The 14,785-nt window shown below is 64.5% G+C and carries 14 protein-coding genes and 1 tRNA gene; 4 read left to right on the top strand and 11 right to left on the bottom strand.

The features are described 5' to 3' along the window. Positions 1 to 21 precede the first annotated feature (21 nt). The 7 genes from H7692_RS04310 to H7692_RS04280 all read right to left on the bottom strand — a co-directional run bounded on the left by H7692_RS04310 (position 22) and on the right by H7692_RS04280 (position 6,997). Complete coding sequence (locus H7692_RS04310) at positions 22 to 900, bottom strand: BadF/BadG/BcrA/BcrD ATPase family protein (protein WP_201926134.1); 879 nt, start codon at positions 898 to 900, stop codon at positions 22 to 24. 395 nt (positions 901 to 1,295) lie between these two features. Beyond that, a tRNA-Lys gene (locus tag H7692_RS04305) sits at positions 1,296 to 1,371 on the bottom strand. A gap of 112 nt (positions 1,372 to 1,483) precedes the next feature. Continuing rightward, complete coding sequence (gene rodA / locus H7692_RS04300) at positions 1,484 to 2,590, bottom strand: rod shape-determining protein RodA (protein ID WP_201926131.1); 1,107 nt, start codon at positions 2,588 to 2,590, stop codon at positions 1,484 to 1,486. Continuing rightward, on the bottom strand, positions 2,587 to 4,494 hold the full coding sequence (gene mrdA / locus H7692_RS04295) for a penicillin-binding protein 2 (protein ID WP_201926129.1): 1,908 nt from the start codon (positions 4,492 to 4,494) through the stop codon (positions 2,587 to 2,589). Before mrdA ends, rodA begins: the two co-directional genes overlap by 4 nt. A 6-nt stretch (positions 4,495 to 4,500) precedes the next feature. Beyond that, positions 4,501 to 5,022 carry a rod shape-determining protein MreD gene (locus H7692_RS04290; RefSeq protein WP_201926127.1) on the bottom strand — a complete coding sequence of 174 codons (522 nt, stop codon included), beginning with the start codon at positions 5,020 to 5,022 and terminating at the stop codon, positions 4,501 to 4,503. Beyond that, positions 5,019 to 5,933, bottom strand: coding sequence for a rod shape-determining protein MreC (gene mreC, locus H7692_RS04285; protein ID WP_227339826.1), 915 nt, complete (start codon positions 5,931 to 5,933; stop codon positions 5,019 to 5,021). Before mreC ends, H7692_RS04290 begins: the two co-directional genes overlap by 4 nt. Before the next feature lie 17 nt (positions 5,934 to 5,950). Next, positions 5,951 to 6,997 (bottom strand): rod shape-determining protein, encoded by a 1,047-nt coding sequence (locus H7692_RS04280; protein WP_201926123.1) that lies wholly within the window; start codon positions 6,995 to 6,997, stop codon positions 5,951 to 5,953. 192 nt (positions 6,998 to 7,189) lie between these two features. Here H7692_RS04280 and mutL point away from each other — a divergent pair, with 192 nt between their 5' ends. After that, entirely contained in the window at positions 7,190 to 9,004 is a 1,815-nt protein-coding gene (mutL, locus tag H7692_RS04275) for a DNA mismatch repair endonuclease MutL (RefSeq protein ID WP_222135837.1), read from the top strand. A gap of 3 nt (positions 9,005 to 9,007) precedes the next feature. On the opposite strand, the gene H7692_RS04270 is transcribed toward mutL, so the two are convergent. After that, a complete protein-coding gene (locus tag H7692_RS04270; RefSeq protein WP_222135838.1) occupies positions 9,008 to 9,790 on the bottom strand; it encodes an SDR family oxidoreductase in 783 nt (260 codons plus the stop codon). Next, entirely contained in the window at positions 9,787 to 10,113 is a 327-nt protein-coding gene (locus H7692_RS04265) for a nuclear transport factor 2 family protein (RefSeq protein ID WP_222135839.1), read from the bottom strand. Before H7692_RS04265 ends, H7692_RS04270 begins: the two co-directional genes overlap by 4 nt. Positions 10,114 to 10,199: 86 nt before the next feature. Here H7692_RS04265 and H7692_RS04260 point away from each other — a divergent pair, with 86 nt between their 5' ends. From H7692_RS04260 to H7692_RS04250, 3 genes are all read left to right on the top strand, one after another. After that, positions 10,200 to 10,535 (top strand): winged helix-turn-helix transcriptional regulator, encoded by a 336-nt coding sequence (locus H7692_RS04260; RefSeq protein ID WP_227339825.1) that lies wholly within the window; start codon positions 10,200 to 10,202, stop codon positions 10,533 to 10,535. 35 nt (positions 10,536 to 10,570) lie between these two features. Beyond that, the gene (locus tag H7692_RS04255; protein WP_222135840.1) at positions 10,571 to 11,617 is read left to right on the top strand and encodes an MBL fold metallo-hydrolase; all 1,047 of its coding nucleotides are present in this window, start codon (positions 10,571 to 10,573) and stop codon (positions 11,615 to 11,617) included. A gap of 117 nt (positions 11,618 to 11,734) precedes the next feature. Further along, entirely contained in the window at positions 11,735 to 12,526 is a 792-nt protein-coding gene (locus tag H7692_RS04250; RefSeq protein WP_201926117.1) for a DUF1206 domain-containing protein, read from the top strand. On the opposite strand, the gene H7692_RS04245 is transcribed toward H7692_RS04250, so the two are convergent. Together H7692_RS04245 and H7692_RS04240 are read right to left on the bottom strand one after the other, a co-directional pair. Beyond that, a complete protein-coding gene (locus H7692_RS04245; protein ID WP_222135842.1) occupies positions 12,523 to 12,975 on the bottom strand; it encodes a MaoC family dehydratase in 453 nt (150 codons plus the stop codon). The two genes, H7692_RS04250 and H7692_RS04245, sit on opposite strands and share 4 nt — an antisense overlap. A gap of 51 nt (positions 12,976 to 13,026) precedes the next feature. Beyond that, a complete protein-coding gene (locus H7692_RS04240) occupies positions 13,027 to 14,592 on the bottom strand; it encodes an alkaline phosphatase D family protein (RefSeq protein ID WP_222135843.1) in 1,566 nt (521 codons plus the stop codon). Positions 14,593 to 14,785: the final 193 nt, after the last annotated feature.

The raw sequence follows: 14,785 nt of genomic DNA, 5'->3' as shown, positions 1-14,785 counted from the left end.
GGCGTCTTTTGTTTTCGGGTATCAGCCGCGCGCGGCGGTCGCGATCGGCAAGCCTGCAAAGAGAAGCGCCCCGTCGAGCGCGTCGCCGAGCGGCTCGTCGAGCTTTTCGACGATGCGCGCGCGCAGCCACGGCTTGATGCGTTCGGCAAGCCCCCCCATCAGCACGCAGCGCGTCGCCCCCTTGGCAAGGATCGTCTCGATGAAGCGTTCGACATGCTGGGCCGCGTCGCGCACGATCGACAGCGCAATTTCGTCGCCGGTTTCGGCATAGTCCATCACGAGCGGCGCAAAGCTTGCGTAGTCGCCGGGGGCGGCGTCGTCCATCCACGCGATGACCTTGGGGATCGCATGGTCGAATTGCTGGGTCACCGCCTGGCTGAGCGGCGTCGGGCGCGTCCTTCCGTCGAGCGCACGAAGCGCGTGGCGGATCGCGCTAAGCCCCAGCGCGGCACCGCTCCCTTCGTCCGAAATGGGAAAGCCATAGCCGCCGATGCTGAAACTGTCCTCGCCGCGCTTGACGAGCCCGACGCTGCCGGTGCCGATGATCAGGATGGCGCCGTCGGCACCGCGGTGCGCCCCCAGATTGGCGATCATCGAATCGCTCGTGAGCTGGACATGCGCGAAGGGGAATTCGAGCAGCTGAAGCTGCTGCTTCATCCCCATGCGGTTGATGCCCGCAATGCCCATGCCGACGCGCACGGTGCCATAAAGGCTTTCATCGACCCCGCCTTCGCGCAGCGCCTGGAAACAGACGTCGAGCAGCGTGCCATGCAGCTTGTCGAGCCCGATGCGCGCATTCGCCGGACCCGCCTTGCCAGACCCCAGGACGCGCCCGTCCTGGTCGACCAGCCGCGACTTGCTCGCCGTTCCGCCCGCGTCCACGCCGAGGTAGAATGTCATACGGCCGTCCTTTGCTGGGGCAGTCGGCGACGGGCAATTCCTTCAAGGGAGTCGCCGTCGTGCTCCTGCAACAATTGGTATCTTATTGGTATTTCCTGTGCAACCGAATGTCCAGCACCAAATGGCGCGCCTTGCGGCTCCCCGCGACTGTCAAAGGATGGATGGTCAAAACTCGCGAACGCCAAGCGGAAGCCAAGCAACTACTTCCTGACCAAACTCCATTGCTCTGATTGCGTCCCTACGATCCCCAAGCACCATTGCGGATATGGAACAGAAGGGCAACAAGATCTCGCACGGGTCCGGCGACGAAGCTTATGATCGGCTTATGAGCCCGAATACTGACCACAAAGGCTCTACGCGCTCTGCACACAAGCGGCCAGTTTCATGGGGAAAAATGGTGGACGCACTAGGGCTCGAACCTAGGACCCGCTGATTAAGAGTCAGCTGCTCTACCAACTGAGCTATGCGTCCACATGCCGGATTTCGGCGCGCTTTGCGGGAGGAAATTCCTCCTGCGCTGCGAAGAGAGCGGGCCGCTATCATGGCGTCGCGGGCTTGGCAATCCCCGGTGCACAATTTTTTCTCAATGAAGGCGGCGCGTTCCCGTTTTGCTGTCGGTTTCGATCGCGAGAATGATGCCGATGCACGTCATGATCGTCAGCATCGACGATCCGCCATAGGAAAAGAGCGGGAGCGGGATGCCGACCACCGGCGCGAGTCCCATCACCATCATCAGGTTGATCGCGATATAGAAAAATATCGTCATCGTGAGGCCGGCGGCGACGAGTTGGCCGTAGCGCGCGCGCGCGCGGAGCGCGACGCGGGTCGACCAGCGCAGCAACAGGAAAAAGGCGAACAGCAGCGCAAGGCCGCCGATCAATCCCCACTCTTCCACCATCGTCGAGAAGATGAAGTCGGTATGCCCCTCGGGCAGATAGTCGAGGTGGCTTTGCGAGCCATTGAGGAAGCCCTTGCCGCCGACGCCGCCCGAACCGATCGCGATCTTCGACTGGGTGATGTGATATCCCGCGCCGAGCGGATCGCTTTCGGGGTCCAGGAAGATCAGGATGCGCTTTTGCTGATAGTCGTGGAGGAAGGAGAAGAGCACCGGCACCGCAGCGGCGCCCGCGGCGACCGCGCTGGCGAACCACCAGAAGGGAAGCCCCGATACGAACATCACGATCACCCCGCTCGCGCTGATCGCGAGCGCGGTGCCGAGGTCGGGCTGGAGCATCACGAGTCCCGCGGGGATGCCGATGAGCAGCAGCGCGGGCCATAAGGCCGTCCAGCTGCGCGTCTCGCCCGGCGGCAATTGCGCGTAGAAGCGCGCGAGCGCGAGGACGATCGCTACCTTCATCAGCTCCGACGGTTGAAGGTTCATGAAGCCCAGATTGAGCCATCGCTGGCTGCCGCCGCCCGCAAACCCCAATGCTTCGACGGCGACGAGGAGGATGACGACGCCGATATAGGCGAGGTAGGAGAAATTCTCGAACAATCGCAGCGGCAGGCGACCGAGAACCAGCGCGCCGCCCAGGAACACCAGAAAACGCACACCCTGTTGCCACGCCCACGGCGACCAATTGCCGCCCGCGGCCGAATAGAGGACGAGCAGGCCAAACCCGGCGATCGCGCACAGCAGCGCGATGAGTTTCCACGGGAAGCGTTGGACTGCGGGCGGGACGGGGATCATTGCGCCGCCTCCGGATCGGGTCCGGTACTCGCACCCGCCTTCCACGCGGCATAGTCGCGGTCCATCCGGTCCTTGATCGTGCCGCCCCAACCCGCCTCGAACGTGTCGAGCGCCTCCATCGCCTTTTCGCGGTCATAGAGGAAGGTGAAGATGTCCTTTGCGACCGGCGCGGCGGCGCGCGAGCCACCCATGCCATGCTCGATGACCACCGAGGCGGCGTAGCGCGGGTTCTCGACCGGCGCGAAACAGACGAACAGGCCGTGGTCGCGATATTTCCACGCGCCGCTCTGGCCGCGCGAACCCGACGCGAGGCCGCGCACCTGCGCCGTCCCCGTCTTGCCGCCCATCGTGATGCCGTCGAGCGGCAGGCGGCTGCGCACCGCGGTTCCGGCGCCGTTCACGACAAGGTCCATGCCGAGCCGCGCGATGGCAAGCGCCTCGGGCGAAAAGGGCAGGGGTTCATTCTTGAACTGGCGGTTGATCAGCCGCGGATAAAGCCGCCGACCCGACGCGATGCGCGCCGACATCACCGCAAGTTGCAGCGGATTCACGCTGACATAGCCCTGGCCGATGATTGCGTTCAGCGAGTCCGACGCGGTCCACGCCTGATCATATTTGCGCAGCTTCCACGCGCTGTCGGGGATCGTCCCGTACCGCTGGTTGCTTCCGGCAAGCTGAAATTCTTCGCCGAGGCCCAGCAACTTCGCCGTCGGCGCGAACGCGTCGTAGCCAAGCCGGTGTGCGAGCCAATAGAAATAGCTGTTGCAGCTTTTCATGATTGCGGTCGGCATGTCGATGCTGCCGTGCGTGCCCAGGCATCGGAAAAAGCGCCGACCAAGCCGGTACCCGCCGACGCAGGTGTGGCGTTCGCTCGGGTCGACGCCATGCTCGACCGCCGCGATGGCCGCCATCGGCTTGAGCGTCGATCCGGGCGGGTACAGCCCGCGCGTCGCCTTGTTGATCAGCGGCTGGTGATCGTCGGCGCGCAGCCACGCATATTCGTTGGTGCTGATGCCGTCCGAAAAGCTGTTCGGATCGAAACTCGGCATCGACACAAAGGCCAATATGTCGCCGTTCAGGCAATCGATGACGACAGCCGCCCCCGATTCGCGCCCCATACGCCGCGCAGCAAATTCCTGCAGGTCGGCGTCGATGGTCAGATGGACGGTCTTTCCCTGCACGTCGGGCTGCGTGCTCAGTTCGCGGATGACCTTGCCGCGAGCGGTGACCTCGACGCGTTTGGCGCCTGGTTTGCCCTTCAGCATCTCCTGGAAATATTTCTCGAGCCCGTCCTTGCCGATCTTGTAGCCCGGCGTGATGTAGAGCGGGTCCTTGGCTTTTTCATATTCCTCGGCATTGGGGGTGCCGACATAGCCGATCAGGTGACCCACCGCCGCGCCGGTCGGATAGTTGCGCGCAAAGCCGCGCTGCGGCGCGATTCCGGGCAGGTCGGGCAGGCGGACGAGCACCGACGAATATTCGGCCTCGGTCATGTCCTCGGCGACTGCGACAGGCTGATACCCCGACGCTGCCTTGAGGTCGCGGTTGATGCGTTCCATCGTATCGCCGTCGAGGCGCAACAGCGTCTGCAACCGGCCGAGAACCAGTTCCTTGTCGTGCAGGCGGTCGGGAATGATGTCGATGCGCAGCGACACGCGGTTGTTCGCGAGCGCCTTGCCGTTGCGGTCGACGATCCAGCCGCGCCGCGGCGGAATGAGCGTCAGGTTGACGCGATTGCTTTCCGATTCAAGGACATAACGGTCTTTGTCGATGATCGAAATATAGCCGAGCCGCGCGGCAAGCGCCGCGCCCACGACCATTTGTCCGCCGCCGACCAGCAGGGTGCGGCGCGTGAAGGTGAACCCCCTCCAGGCTTCGGTGATGGGCGGGCGCTTGCCGAGCATAGGGAACTATCGACGTTTCAGGCGGAAATTGTCAAACATGCCCGTCAGGCGGAGGAAGAGCGGAACGAGAAGCGCCGAGAGCACGATCTGCGGCACCACGAGACTGAGTACGCGCACTGCATCGGCCTGCGGGTGGGTGATCAGCGCGGCGAGCGCCTGGATTGCCGCCACAAGCCCCGCTCCGATGGCCCAGTCGTGATAAAAGCCGCGCCAATAGATGCGCTGTTCGACATAATGGATGGCAAGGCTGGCAAATGTCCACAAGGCGACAGCGGTGCCGATCGGCGCGCCGCTGAACAAATCGTCCCACAGGCCGAGCGGCAGGCCGATCCACACCGGCCACATTTCGGTGCGCAGCAATTGCCAGCAGAGGAAAAGCAACAGCCCCAGCGGCGGCAGCACCGGCGAATTGGCGATCAGCGGCAACATCAGCGGCAGCGCCGATGCGACCATGACGCTGGCGATGGGGACAAGCCGCATCCGCCATAGCGACGCCGGCTCGCCAAGGCGCGGGCCCTTCCGGTTCATTGCGGGGCGGGACGCGCAGGCACGGGCGCGGCGGGCGCGGTCGATATCGCCGGGCGTGCCTCGATATTGTCGGGCGTATAGGGACGCAGCACTGAAACCGCGTCGACCTTTCCGGGGTCGGCGAGCGGACGGGCGAGCGCGCCATCGTCCTGACGCCGCACGATGATCGCGACCGGGATATTGGGCGGATAGAGGCCGCCCGTTCCCGATGTGACGAGAATGTCGCCCGGCTTGAACGGGTTGTTGGCAATGTTGAGCGTGCGGATGTCGAGGTCGCCGTTGCCGCGTCCCGACGACAGCGCGGGCAGGCCGTCGCGTGCGCGGCGGACGGGGACGATATTGTCAACGTCGGTGAGCAGCAGCACCTGCGAAACCGAGGGGCCGCTGCTGAGCACGCGTCCGATCAGCCCGTCGGCGCCGCGCACCGGCTGCCCGGCCTGCACGCCCAGGTTGCGCCCGATGCTGAGCAGCGCGATGCGCTTGCTGCTCGTCGAGGTCGAGGTGAGCAGATAGCCGTTGGCGAGTGCGGCGCGGTCGGTCTGCTGGAGCTTGAGCAGCGCCTTCAGTTGCCGGTTTTCTTCCTGCAGCGCGCTAGTGGCGACAAGCTGGCGGCGCGTGTCGTTGAGCTGCTTGCGCAGGCGGCGGTTTTGCGACCCGGCTTTGACATAGGCCGAAACGGCGTCATCGACGCCCGAGATCGATCCGATCACCGACCGCGACACGCGCGCGACGGGCGCCGTCACCTCGTGGCTCGCAACGCGAAGCTGGGCGAAGCCCACGGGATCGACGACCGACAAAATGGCAAGCAGCAGCCCGGCCACCGCGCCGGTGACCGCGATGACATAAGCGATAAACAGGCTCGTTTGCGCCTTGCGGGATTGCCCCGGACGCCGATGTGCCGGGCGGGTCATGGATCAAATACGCCGAATCAAGCTTGCTGCAGCACGCCGCGGAATGCGGGGTCCTCCATCGCGCGGCCGGTGCCGATGGCGACGCAGGTCAGCGGGTCGTCGGCGACCGTGACCGGAAGCCCCGTCGCGTCGCGGAGCAGCTCGTCGAGCTCGCGGATCAGCGCGCCGCCGCCCGTCAGCACGATGCCCTGATCGACGATGTCGGCCGCGAGTTCGGGGGCGGTGTTTTCGAGCGCGATGCGGACGCCTTCGACGATTGTTCCGATCGGCTCCGACAGCGCCTCGGCGATCTGCGCCTGGTTGATCGAGATTTCCTTGGGTACGCCGTTGACGAGGTCGCGGCCCTTGATGTGGATCGTCATGCCCGTGCCGTCGGCGGGGATGCGCGCGATGCCGAAATCCTTCTTGATGCGCTCGGCGGTGGTTTCGCCGATCAGCAGATTATGGTGCCGGCGGACATAGGAGACGATCGCCTCGTCCATCTTGTCGCCGCCCGCGCGGACCGAAGTGGTGTAGGCGAGACCGCGCAAGCTGAGCACCGCAACCTCGGTCGTGCCGCCGCCGATGTCGACGACCATCGACCCGATCGGTTCGGTGACGGGCATGTCGGCGCCGATGGCGGCGGCCATCGGTTCCTCGATCAGCCACACCTCGCTCGCGCCCGCGTTCGACGCGGCGTCGCGGATCGCACGGCGTTCGACGCTGGTCGATCCCGACGGCACGCAGATCACGATTTCGGGGCTGCGGAACGCATTGGGCTTGCCGCCGTGGACCTTGGTGATGAAGTGCTTGATCATCTGCTCGGCGACGTCGATGTCGGCGATCACACCGTCGCGCAGCGGGCGGATCGCCTCGATGCTATCGGGGGTCTTGCCCATCATCAGCTTGGCATCGTCGCCGACCGCCTTGACCCGCTTGACCCCGTTCAGCGTCTCGACCGCCACGACCGACGGTTCGTTGAGAACAATGCCCTTACCCCTGACATACACCACCGTATTCGCGGTGCCGAGGTCGATGGCCATGTCCTGGGAATTGAATTTGAACCAACGCGAAAAGAAGGACATCGATACTGCTTCCTGTCATCGGTGCCGGCGGCCCGAAGCGGACCGTGCCCCTGTCTTGGTGCCCGCGCGTCCCGTTCGGCGACAGGTCCAATCAGGGGAGATTCCGGCTCTTCCGTGTGGGGCGGCTGGATAAAATGATCAGGCTGTGCGGGTGGGTCGCGATTTGCGTCCGACTGCGCTAGGAGAGCCATTATGTCAATACGCCGCCTGCCGGAAACGCTCGTAAATCGGATCGCAGCCGGTGAAGTGGTCGAAAGACCCGCCGCAGCGCTGAAAGAACTGGTTGAAAATGCCATCGACGCGAGTGCGACTCGCATATCGGTGCGAATCGCCGAGGGCGGGATCGCGCGGCTTGAAGTCGAGGACGACGGTTGCGGAATGACGCCCGACGACATGGCGCTCGCGCTCGAACGCCATGCGACCTCGAAACTGCCCGACGACGCGATCGAGGATGTGACGACGCTCGGTTTTCGGGGAGAAGCGCTGCCGTCGATTGCCAGCGTCGCGCGGCTGACGCTCGAAAGCCGCACTGCGGGTGGCGACGGGTGGAGGCGCGTCGTCGACAATGGCACGGTGATCGCCGAAGGGCCGGCGGCGCTTGCCAAGGGGACGCGCGTCCTTGTCGAGGATCTGTTCGCGCGCGTGCCTGCACGGCGCAAGTTCCTGCGCAGCGCGCGCAGCGAATATGCCGCGTGCCTCGATATCGTGCGGCGGCTCGCGATGGCGCGGCCCGAGATTGGCTTTTCCGTCGAGCATGACGGCCGCCGCGTCCTCGACGTGCAGGGCGGTCAGGATCGCCTCGCACGCGTCGCCGCACTCACCCAGCGCGAGCTTGCGCAGAACAGCATCGGCGTCGATGTTGACCGCGGCGAAGTGCATCTGGGCGGCGTCATCAGCCTGCCAACCTACAATCGCGGCATCGCCGACCACCAATATCTGTTCGTCAACGGGCGTCCCGTGAAAGACCGGCTGCTCGTTGGCGCGCTCCGCGGCGCCTATGCCGATCTCCTCGCGCGCGACCGCCACCCGGTCGTCGCGCTGTTCCTCGACATGCCGACGAGCGAGGTCGATGTGAACGTCCATCCGGCAAAGACCGAGGTGCGTTTTCGCGATCCGCAACTGGTGCGCGGAATGATCGTCGGCGGGCTGCGCCGCGCGCTCGACGAGCAGGGTTTTCGCAGCGTCCAGCGACCTGCGGAGGCGGCGCTTGCCGCATGGCAGCAGGAACCGGTCGCGCCGCCGCCGTCCGCGACCGGCTTTCTCTTCGGACGTCCCGGCGAGCCTGCGGTTCACCTGTTCGGTGCAGAGGTTCCCCCTGTCGGTGACGACATCGCGCGCGTCTATGACCGGCAAATGCCTTTTTCGAGCGCGGCGCCGGTCGCAGGCCGCGCCGAAGTCGCGGTCGCGCCGCCACCGGACGCCGTAGCCCACCCGCTCGGCATCGCGCGCGGCCAGATCGCCAAAACCTATATCGTCGCAGAGGCCGAGGACGGGCTGGTGATTGTCGACCAGCATGCGGCGCACGAGCGGCTCGTGCTCGAAACCTTGAAGCGCGGCATGGCGGGACAGTCGGTCGCTTCGCAGGGACTGCTAATGCCCGAGGTCGTTGAACTCGACGAACCCGCCTGCGACCGGCTGGAAGCCGCGGCCTATCAACTCGCGGCGCTTGGGGTCGAACTCGAACGCTTCGGTCCTGCCGCCGTCATGGTGCGCGCGACCCCGGCGATGCTTGGCGCGATCGACTGTCGCAAGCTCGTGACCGACATCGCCGACGATCTTGCGGGCTACGACGCCGCGCTCGGCCTCAACGAAAAGCTCGAACTGGTCGCGGCGACGATGGCATGCCACGGCTCGGTCCGCGCCGGTCGCACGCTGAACGTGACCGAGATGAACGCGCTCCTCCGCCAGATGGAAGTCACGCCGCACTCGGGCCAGTGCAACCACGGCCGCCCCACCTGGGTGAAGCTCGCAATGGACGATGTTGAACGCCTGTTCGGCCGCAAATAATCATCAGGCGGTCGGAATCGTTCCGCCGTCAATGACATACTCGGCGCCGCTGATCGCGCCCGCGCGCGGCGAGGCGAGAAAGGCGATCAGGTCGGCTACCTCGGCGGGACGGGCAGGGCGACCGAGGGGAATGCCGCCGAGTGCGTCCATGATGATTTTCTTGCCTCCCTCATAATCGGTGCCCGCGTGCGCCGCGAGGCGCTCCGCAATCGCGACGGCTGCCTCTGTCTCGATCCAGCCGGGCGAGACGCGCACGACGCGAACCCCCTTTGGCGTGACCTCCTTCGACAGACTTTTGCTATAGGTCGACAGCGCGGCCTTGGCGGCGGCATAGGCCGTCGTTGAGTCGGGAAGCGGAAGGCGATTCTGGATAGAGGTGACATGGACGATCACGCCCGACCCCTGATCGATCATGGCTGGCAACAGCGCCCGGTCGAGCCGCACCGCCGACATCAGGTTCAAATTGAGCTCGGCCAACCATATATCATCCCCGAGCGCCGCATAACCGCCGCCCGGTGCCGACGAGCCGCCGGTCATGTTCACCAGAATATCGACCGCGCCGTAGCGTCGGCGAACGGCGTCGGCGACAACGGCGCAGCCTTCGGCGGTCGACAGGTCCGCCGCGGCGAATTCGACGCCCCCAGGAATAGCGGCCGATGCGGATCGCGCCGTGCTCATGACGCGCGCGCCCTCGGCGATCAGGCGCTTGACGACCGCGGCGCCGGCGCCCTTCGTCCCTCCCGTAACGAGCGCGCGCTTGCCCGTGAGGCCAAGATCGAAGCTCATGGGATAATCTCCAGAAAGGCGATCTTGTCACCTTCGACCCGAAAGAAATGGCGTAGATTGACTTCGCCTCCGGGGAAGTTGCCGACCAGATGACAGGTGACGACAATCTTGCCGTCCTCTTCGGCGACCGCGACGGGCGTGATGCTATAGCTGTACTTGCGTGAGGCGTCGGCTTTCCATGCCCGGATCGCCGCCTTGCCGCGATGCGTCTCCCCTTCGTCCTTCACCACTGCATCGTCGGTGAAAAAGGCGGCTACGGCCGCCGCATCGGCACGGTCGGCTGCAAAATAGGCGGCAATGGGTGGGGGCAGGGGTATCGACATCGCGGGCTCCTGAAATTGCTTCACCGCCTAGATGTTTCTAAGCAGCGAAAAGCACAAGAACGCACGGAAAAGTAAGGCACTCACGTATGAGTAAGGTCGAACATACCCCGATGAGCGCCGCCGCGGGCATCGAACGGGCGTTTCATATGCTGGAGGGGCGCTGGAAGCTCGTTATCCTCTTCCACCTGTTCGGCGGGGCGCTCAAGCGCTTCTCTGACCTCGAGCGCGCGATCCCCGGCATTTCGCAAAAGATGCTCGCCCAGCAGTTGCGCCAGATGGAAAGCGACGGCATCGTACGGCGCATCGTTCATCCCCAGGTGCCGCCCAAGGTCGAATATGGCATCACCGCGTGGGGGCAGACGCTGTGTCCGGCGCTCGACGCGCTTTTGAGTTGGGCCGAACAGGGACCGGAAACCGAATAGTTAACTGAAAAGAGAAGCGTTGAGGGGAGGCCGCCATGATCTTCGCCAGTTTCCGCGATGGAGAGGGATGCAAATCCTATATTGTCGGTTGCCCCGACACATGCGCCGCTGCGATAATCGATCCGGCACTCGACCAGGTAGACCGCTATATCGGAGAGATCGCGAAGCTAGGGCTTCGGCCCCGCTACATCATCGACACCCACACCCATGCCGACCATTTTTCGGGGGCACAGGCGATCCGGCGCGAATATGGCGCTCCGATCGTCATGCATCGCCTGTCGCCGTCGCTATATGTCGACCTTCATGTCGACGACGGTCATATGCTTCCGCTTGGCGCAATGCGCGTCCGGATCCTTCACACGCCCGGTCATACGCGCGACTCGATGTCGCTTCATATCGAGGACCGTGTTTTCACCGGCGACACATTGCTCATCGGCGGGACCGGGCGTACCGACCTTCCGAGTGGCGATCCCGAACAATTGTTCGACAGCCTGTTCGGCAAGCTGCTCGCCCTGCCCGACGACACGCTTGTGTTCCCTGCGCACGACTATAAGGGGCGCGAGCACAGCACGATCGGCGACGAACGGCGCGCCAATCCGCGCCTCGCCAAAACCGACCGCGCCGAATTCGTCGCGATGATGAACAGTCTCAACCTTTCGGCGCCAACCCATTTGACCGAGGCGCTGCGCACGAACATGTCGGGAGGCAAGACGGTCCGCCAACTTCTCGTCGAGGCGAGCGCGCGCGTGCCCTTCATGGCACTCGAAGAACTCGACCGCCGCATTGCCGCGCGGCCCAATGACTTCGTCGTCCTCGACGTGCGCGAAAAGGATGCCTTTGCGGCGGGCCATGTTCCGGGCGCTATGCACCTTCCGCGCGGACAACTCGAACTGCGCGTCAACGAGCTGCTGCCCGACCCCAGCGTCGAGATCCTGACGATTTGCGAATTTGGCAAGATATCGACCCTTGCGGCAGCGACGCTGCGCGAACTGGGTTTCGAACGCGCCACCGCGCTCGACGGTGGAATGAAGGCGTGGCGCGACGCGGCCTATCCCGTCGAGGCATCGCCGCCCGCAAACTGACTGCATCAACGCGGTTTCAACGGAGCTCCCCGATAATCCGTCCGCGGCGTCGGCGGAACCTGCGCGCGCGCAACACGTTCGAGGAAGGAACGTAACGACAGGGGAACATCGTTGAACATGGACCGCCTCCGGAGGCTCGAGACCTTTGCACGCGCGGGATGGTTTGCGCGAGGGGTCGTCTACTTGCTGCTGGCCTACCTCGCCTTTGCGACCGGGACGCGCGACGAAGGCACCGTCGGCGTGCTTCGCTATGTCCAAACGATGCCTGCGGGTGGAATCCTGCTTACGCTGCTCGCAATCGGACTATGTTTTTATGGCATTTATCGCCTGCATTGCGCACTATTCGATGGCGAAGGCAAGGGCGACGATGCGAAAGCGCTCGCGATCCGTACGGGCTATGCCGGCAGCGCGCTCGCGCATCTGGCCTTGGCATGGCTGGCGCTCAAGCTGCTGAATGGGCGTTCGCAGGAAGGTGGCGAGACCGAAAAAGGCGTCGCGCGCTTCATTCTGGAGCTTCCGTTCGGCGGAACCTTGCTGGGAATCCTTGGCGCAGCCTTTCTGCTCGCGGCCCTTCATCAGGGGCGCAAGGCCTGGACCGCGAGCTTCATGGCCGACATAGACCCCCGCGCGCCCTCGTGGGTGTGCCCGGTCGGGCAGGCGGGCACCGCAGCCCGTGCGGTTGTGTTCGCCATCGTCGGTTATTCGCTGCTCAGCGCCGGATGGTTCGCACAGGCGCACCACGTCAAAGGTCTTGACGATGCGCTCAGCGCGCTGCGCGGCCAGCCGCTGATCTATGCCTTCGTCATCCTCGGCCTTGCGATGTTCGGCCTATTGAGTCTCGTTGAAACGCGCTGGCGCCGGATACGGAATGAGGATGTCGTCGCGCGGTTCAAGGCCGCTGTTCGCTAATCCTTGTCGCCGCGCACGCGGATCAGGCCGTTCGAGCGCATGGTCATGACGGGCTCGTCATCCTGGTTGAACACCGTGAGCTTCGACTTGAAAATCCCCATGTCGGGACGACTTTCCGACCGGCGTTTTTCGAGCACTTCGGTTTCGCAGCGCAGCGTATCGCCCGGATAGACGGGTTTCAGCCAGCGTAGCTCGTCGATGCCAGGTGAGCCGAGGCCAGCCTGTTTGCGCTCGGTCATATGGTCGACCATCATCCGCATCGCCATCGACGCGGTGTGCCAACCACTTGCCGACAATCTGCCGAAATAGGTCTTCGCCGCCGCATCGTCGTCGAGGTGAAAGGGTTGCGGATCGAACTTGCTCGCGAAATCGATCACGTCCTCGCGGTCGACGAGTTTGTTTCCGAACCGCTCGATGCGACCGACTTCGATATCTTCATAGTGCAGCATGGATGCGCCTATGCCGTGTCTCACGCCGCTTTGGCAAGGCGTCGATTGGCATCACGCCATTCTTACGCCCGCCACCCCGCGTTCGACTACGCCGGTCGCGCGTTTCGACAGGCTGTTTTCGGGCACCGTCACCCGGTCGACGACCATATAATGGGTCTGCCACGCCTCGCGATTTACCTCGCAAACGAGATAGCCGCGTTGATCGTTGGCAAATTTGAGTTCGGGATTGAGTTTCAGAAACTCGTCGGTGCCGCGGCGCTGGTCGCTGCCGTCGCCGCCGCTCGAGATCGACGTTGCGACGAATTCGGCGCCGACCACCTTGTCGCGCTGGACAAGGTCGCCGCAGAAGTTCTGATGTTCGTCGCCGGTCAGCACGATACAATTGTCGAGGCCCGCAAGGCGCGACAGGATACGCTGACGCGGCGCCTCATAGCCTGCCCAGCTGTCGAGGTTGACGATCTTCTCGGGTTCGTCGGCGCGCCGCCGTCGGTCGAGCGACATCATCGTCACCTGCTGCGCGATCGCGTTCCATGTCGCGCCGCCTTGCGACAGGTTGCGCGCGAGCCATTGCTCCTGCGCCTTGCCGAGCACCTCGGCATCCTTGGCGAACACTTCGGGGCAGGCAGGCTTGAAGCCGTCGCCGCACGGCTGGTCGTCGCGATACTGGCGCGTGTCGAGCAACTGCATCGCCATCAGGTCGCCATAGCGAAATTCGCGGTGCATCGCGACCATGCCGCCGCGCGGCAACAGCGCGCGGCGCACCGGCATATGCTCGTACCATGCCTGCATCGCCGCCGCCTTCTTGAGCATGAAGACATCGCCAGGCGCGGCGTCGGGGTTGTTTCCGGGCAGGTCGAGCCGCCAATTGTCGACGTCGGACACCCAGTCGTTGATCACCTCATGATCGTCGAAGCTCGCCAGATGGGCATGCTGCGCGCGCACCGCCTGCTGGTCGATGTCGAGCAGCGTCTGTGAATAGGCGAGGCGGAAATCGGTCAGGTCGAACAGCGCGCGCTGGGCATAGCGGCGCACCGGCCGCACCGGCAGCCCGTCGGGGAAGAGGTAATCCTGCTGATATTCATAGATGAAGTCGCCATAATGATAGACGAAGGCCAGATCCTCGCGCGCCATGTGGCGATAGGCGCCGTAATAGCCCGATTCGAGGTGCTGGCATCCTGCGACGCCAAATTTCAGCGCATCGACGCGCGCGCCGGCGGCGGGCAGGGTGCGCGCGCGCCCGCGCAGGCTGCGCTCGCCGCCCGCGGTGAAACGGTAATAATAGGGGCGGTCGGGCTGGAGCCCCGCCACCTCGACATGCACGGCGTGCACGAGTTCGGGCCGTGCAAGCACCGTCCCCTTCGCCGCGATCTCGCGAAAACCGCTGTCGGGCGACACTTCCCACTCGACCGGAACATTCGACAGCGGCATTCCGCCGTGGCGCTCCATCGGGTCGGGCGCAAGCCGCGTCCAGATAACGAAACCGTCGCTCGCGGGGTCGCCCGACGCAACGCCGAGGCTGAAAGGAAAGTCGCGAAACAGCTTTTGCGCGCGGACGATGGCGGGAGCCGACAAGCCGGCAAGCGTTGCCCCGGCGATAAAATGGCGACGGCTGAACATGGTGCGGCTCCGTGTGGGCGAATCGACCAACCGTCGATAGCCGAGCGGCGCGCCACCGCAACTGTCCTAGGGCCAAGACCCATTAATTACGCGTTCGAGGCGTCGAAATGGCGAAGATATCGGGTCCGGGCGGGTGCAGCGGGTAGCATCGCTACCCGCAAGGCCGCGCGGACCCGAGATCGAGGCCATTTCG

The sequence above is a fragment of the Sphingopyxis sp. P8 genome (genome assembly GCF_020622175.1).
In the GTDB taxonomy this organism is placed as follows: Bacteria; Pseudomonadota; Alphaproteobacteria; order Sphingomonadales; family Sphingomonadaceae; genus Sphingopyxis; species Sphingopyxis jiangsuensis.
The sequence above is the reverse complement of the archived record's forward strand: the minus strand, read 5'-3'. Positions and strand labels throughout refer to the sequence as shown.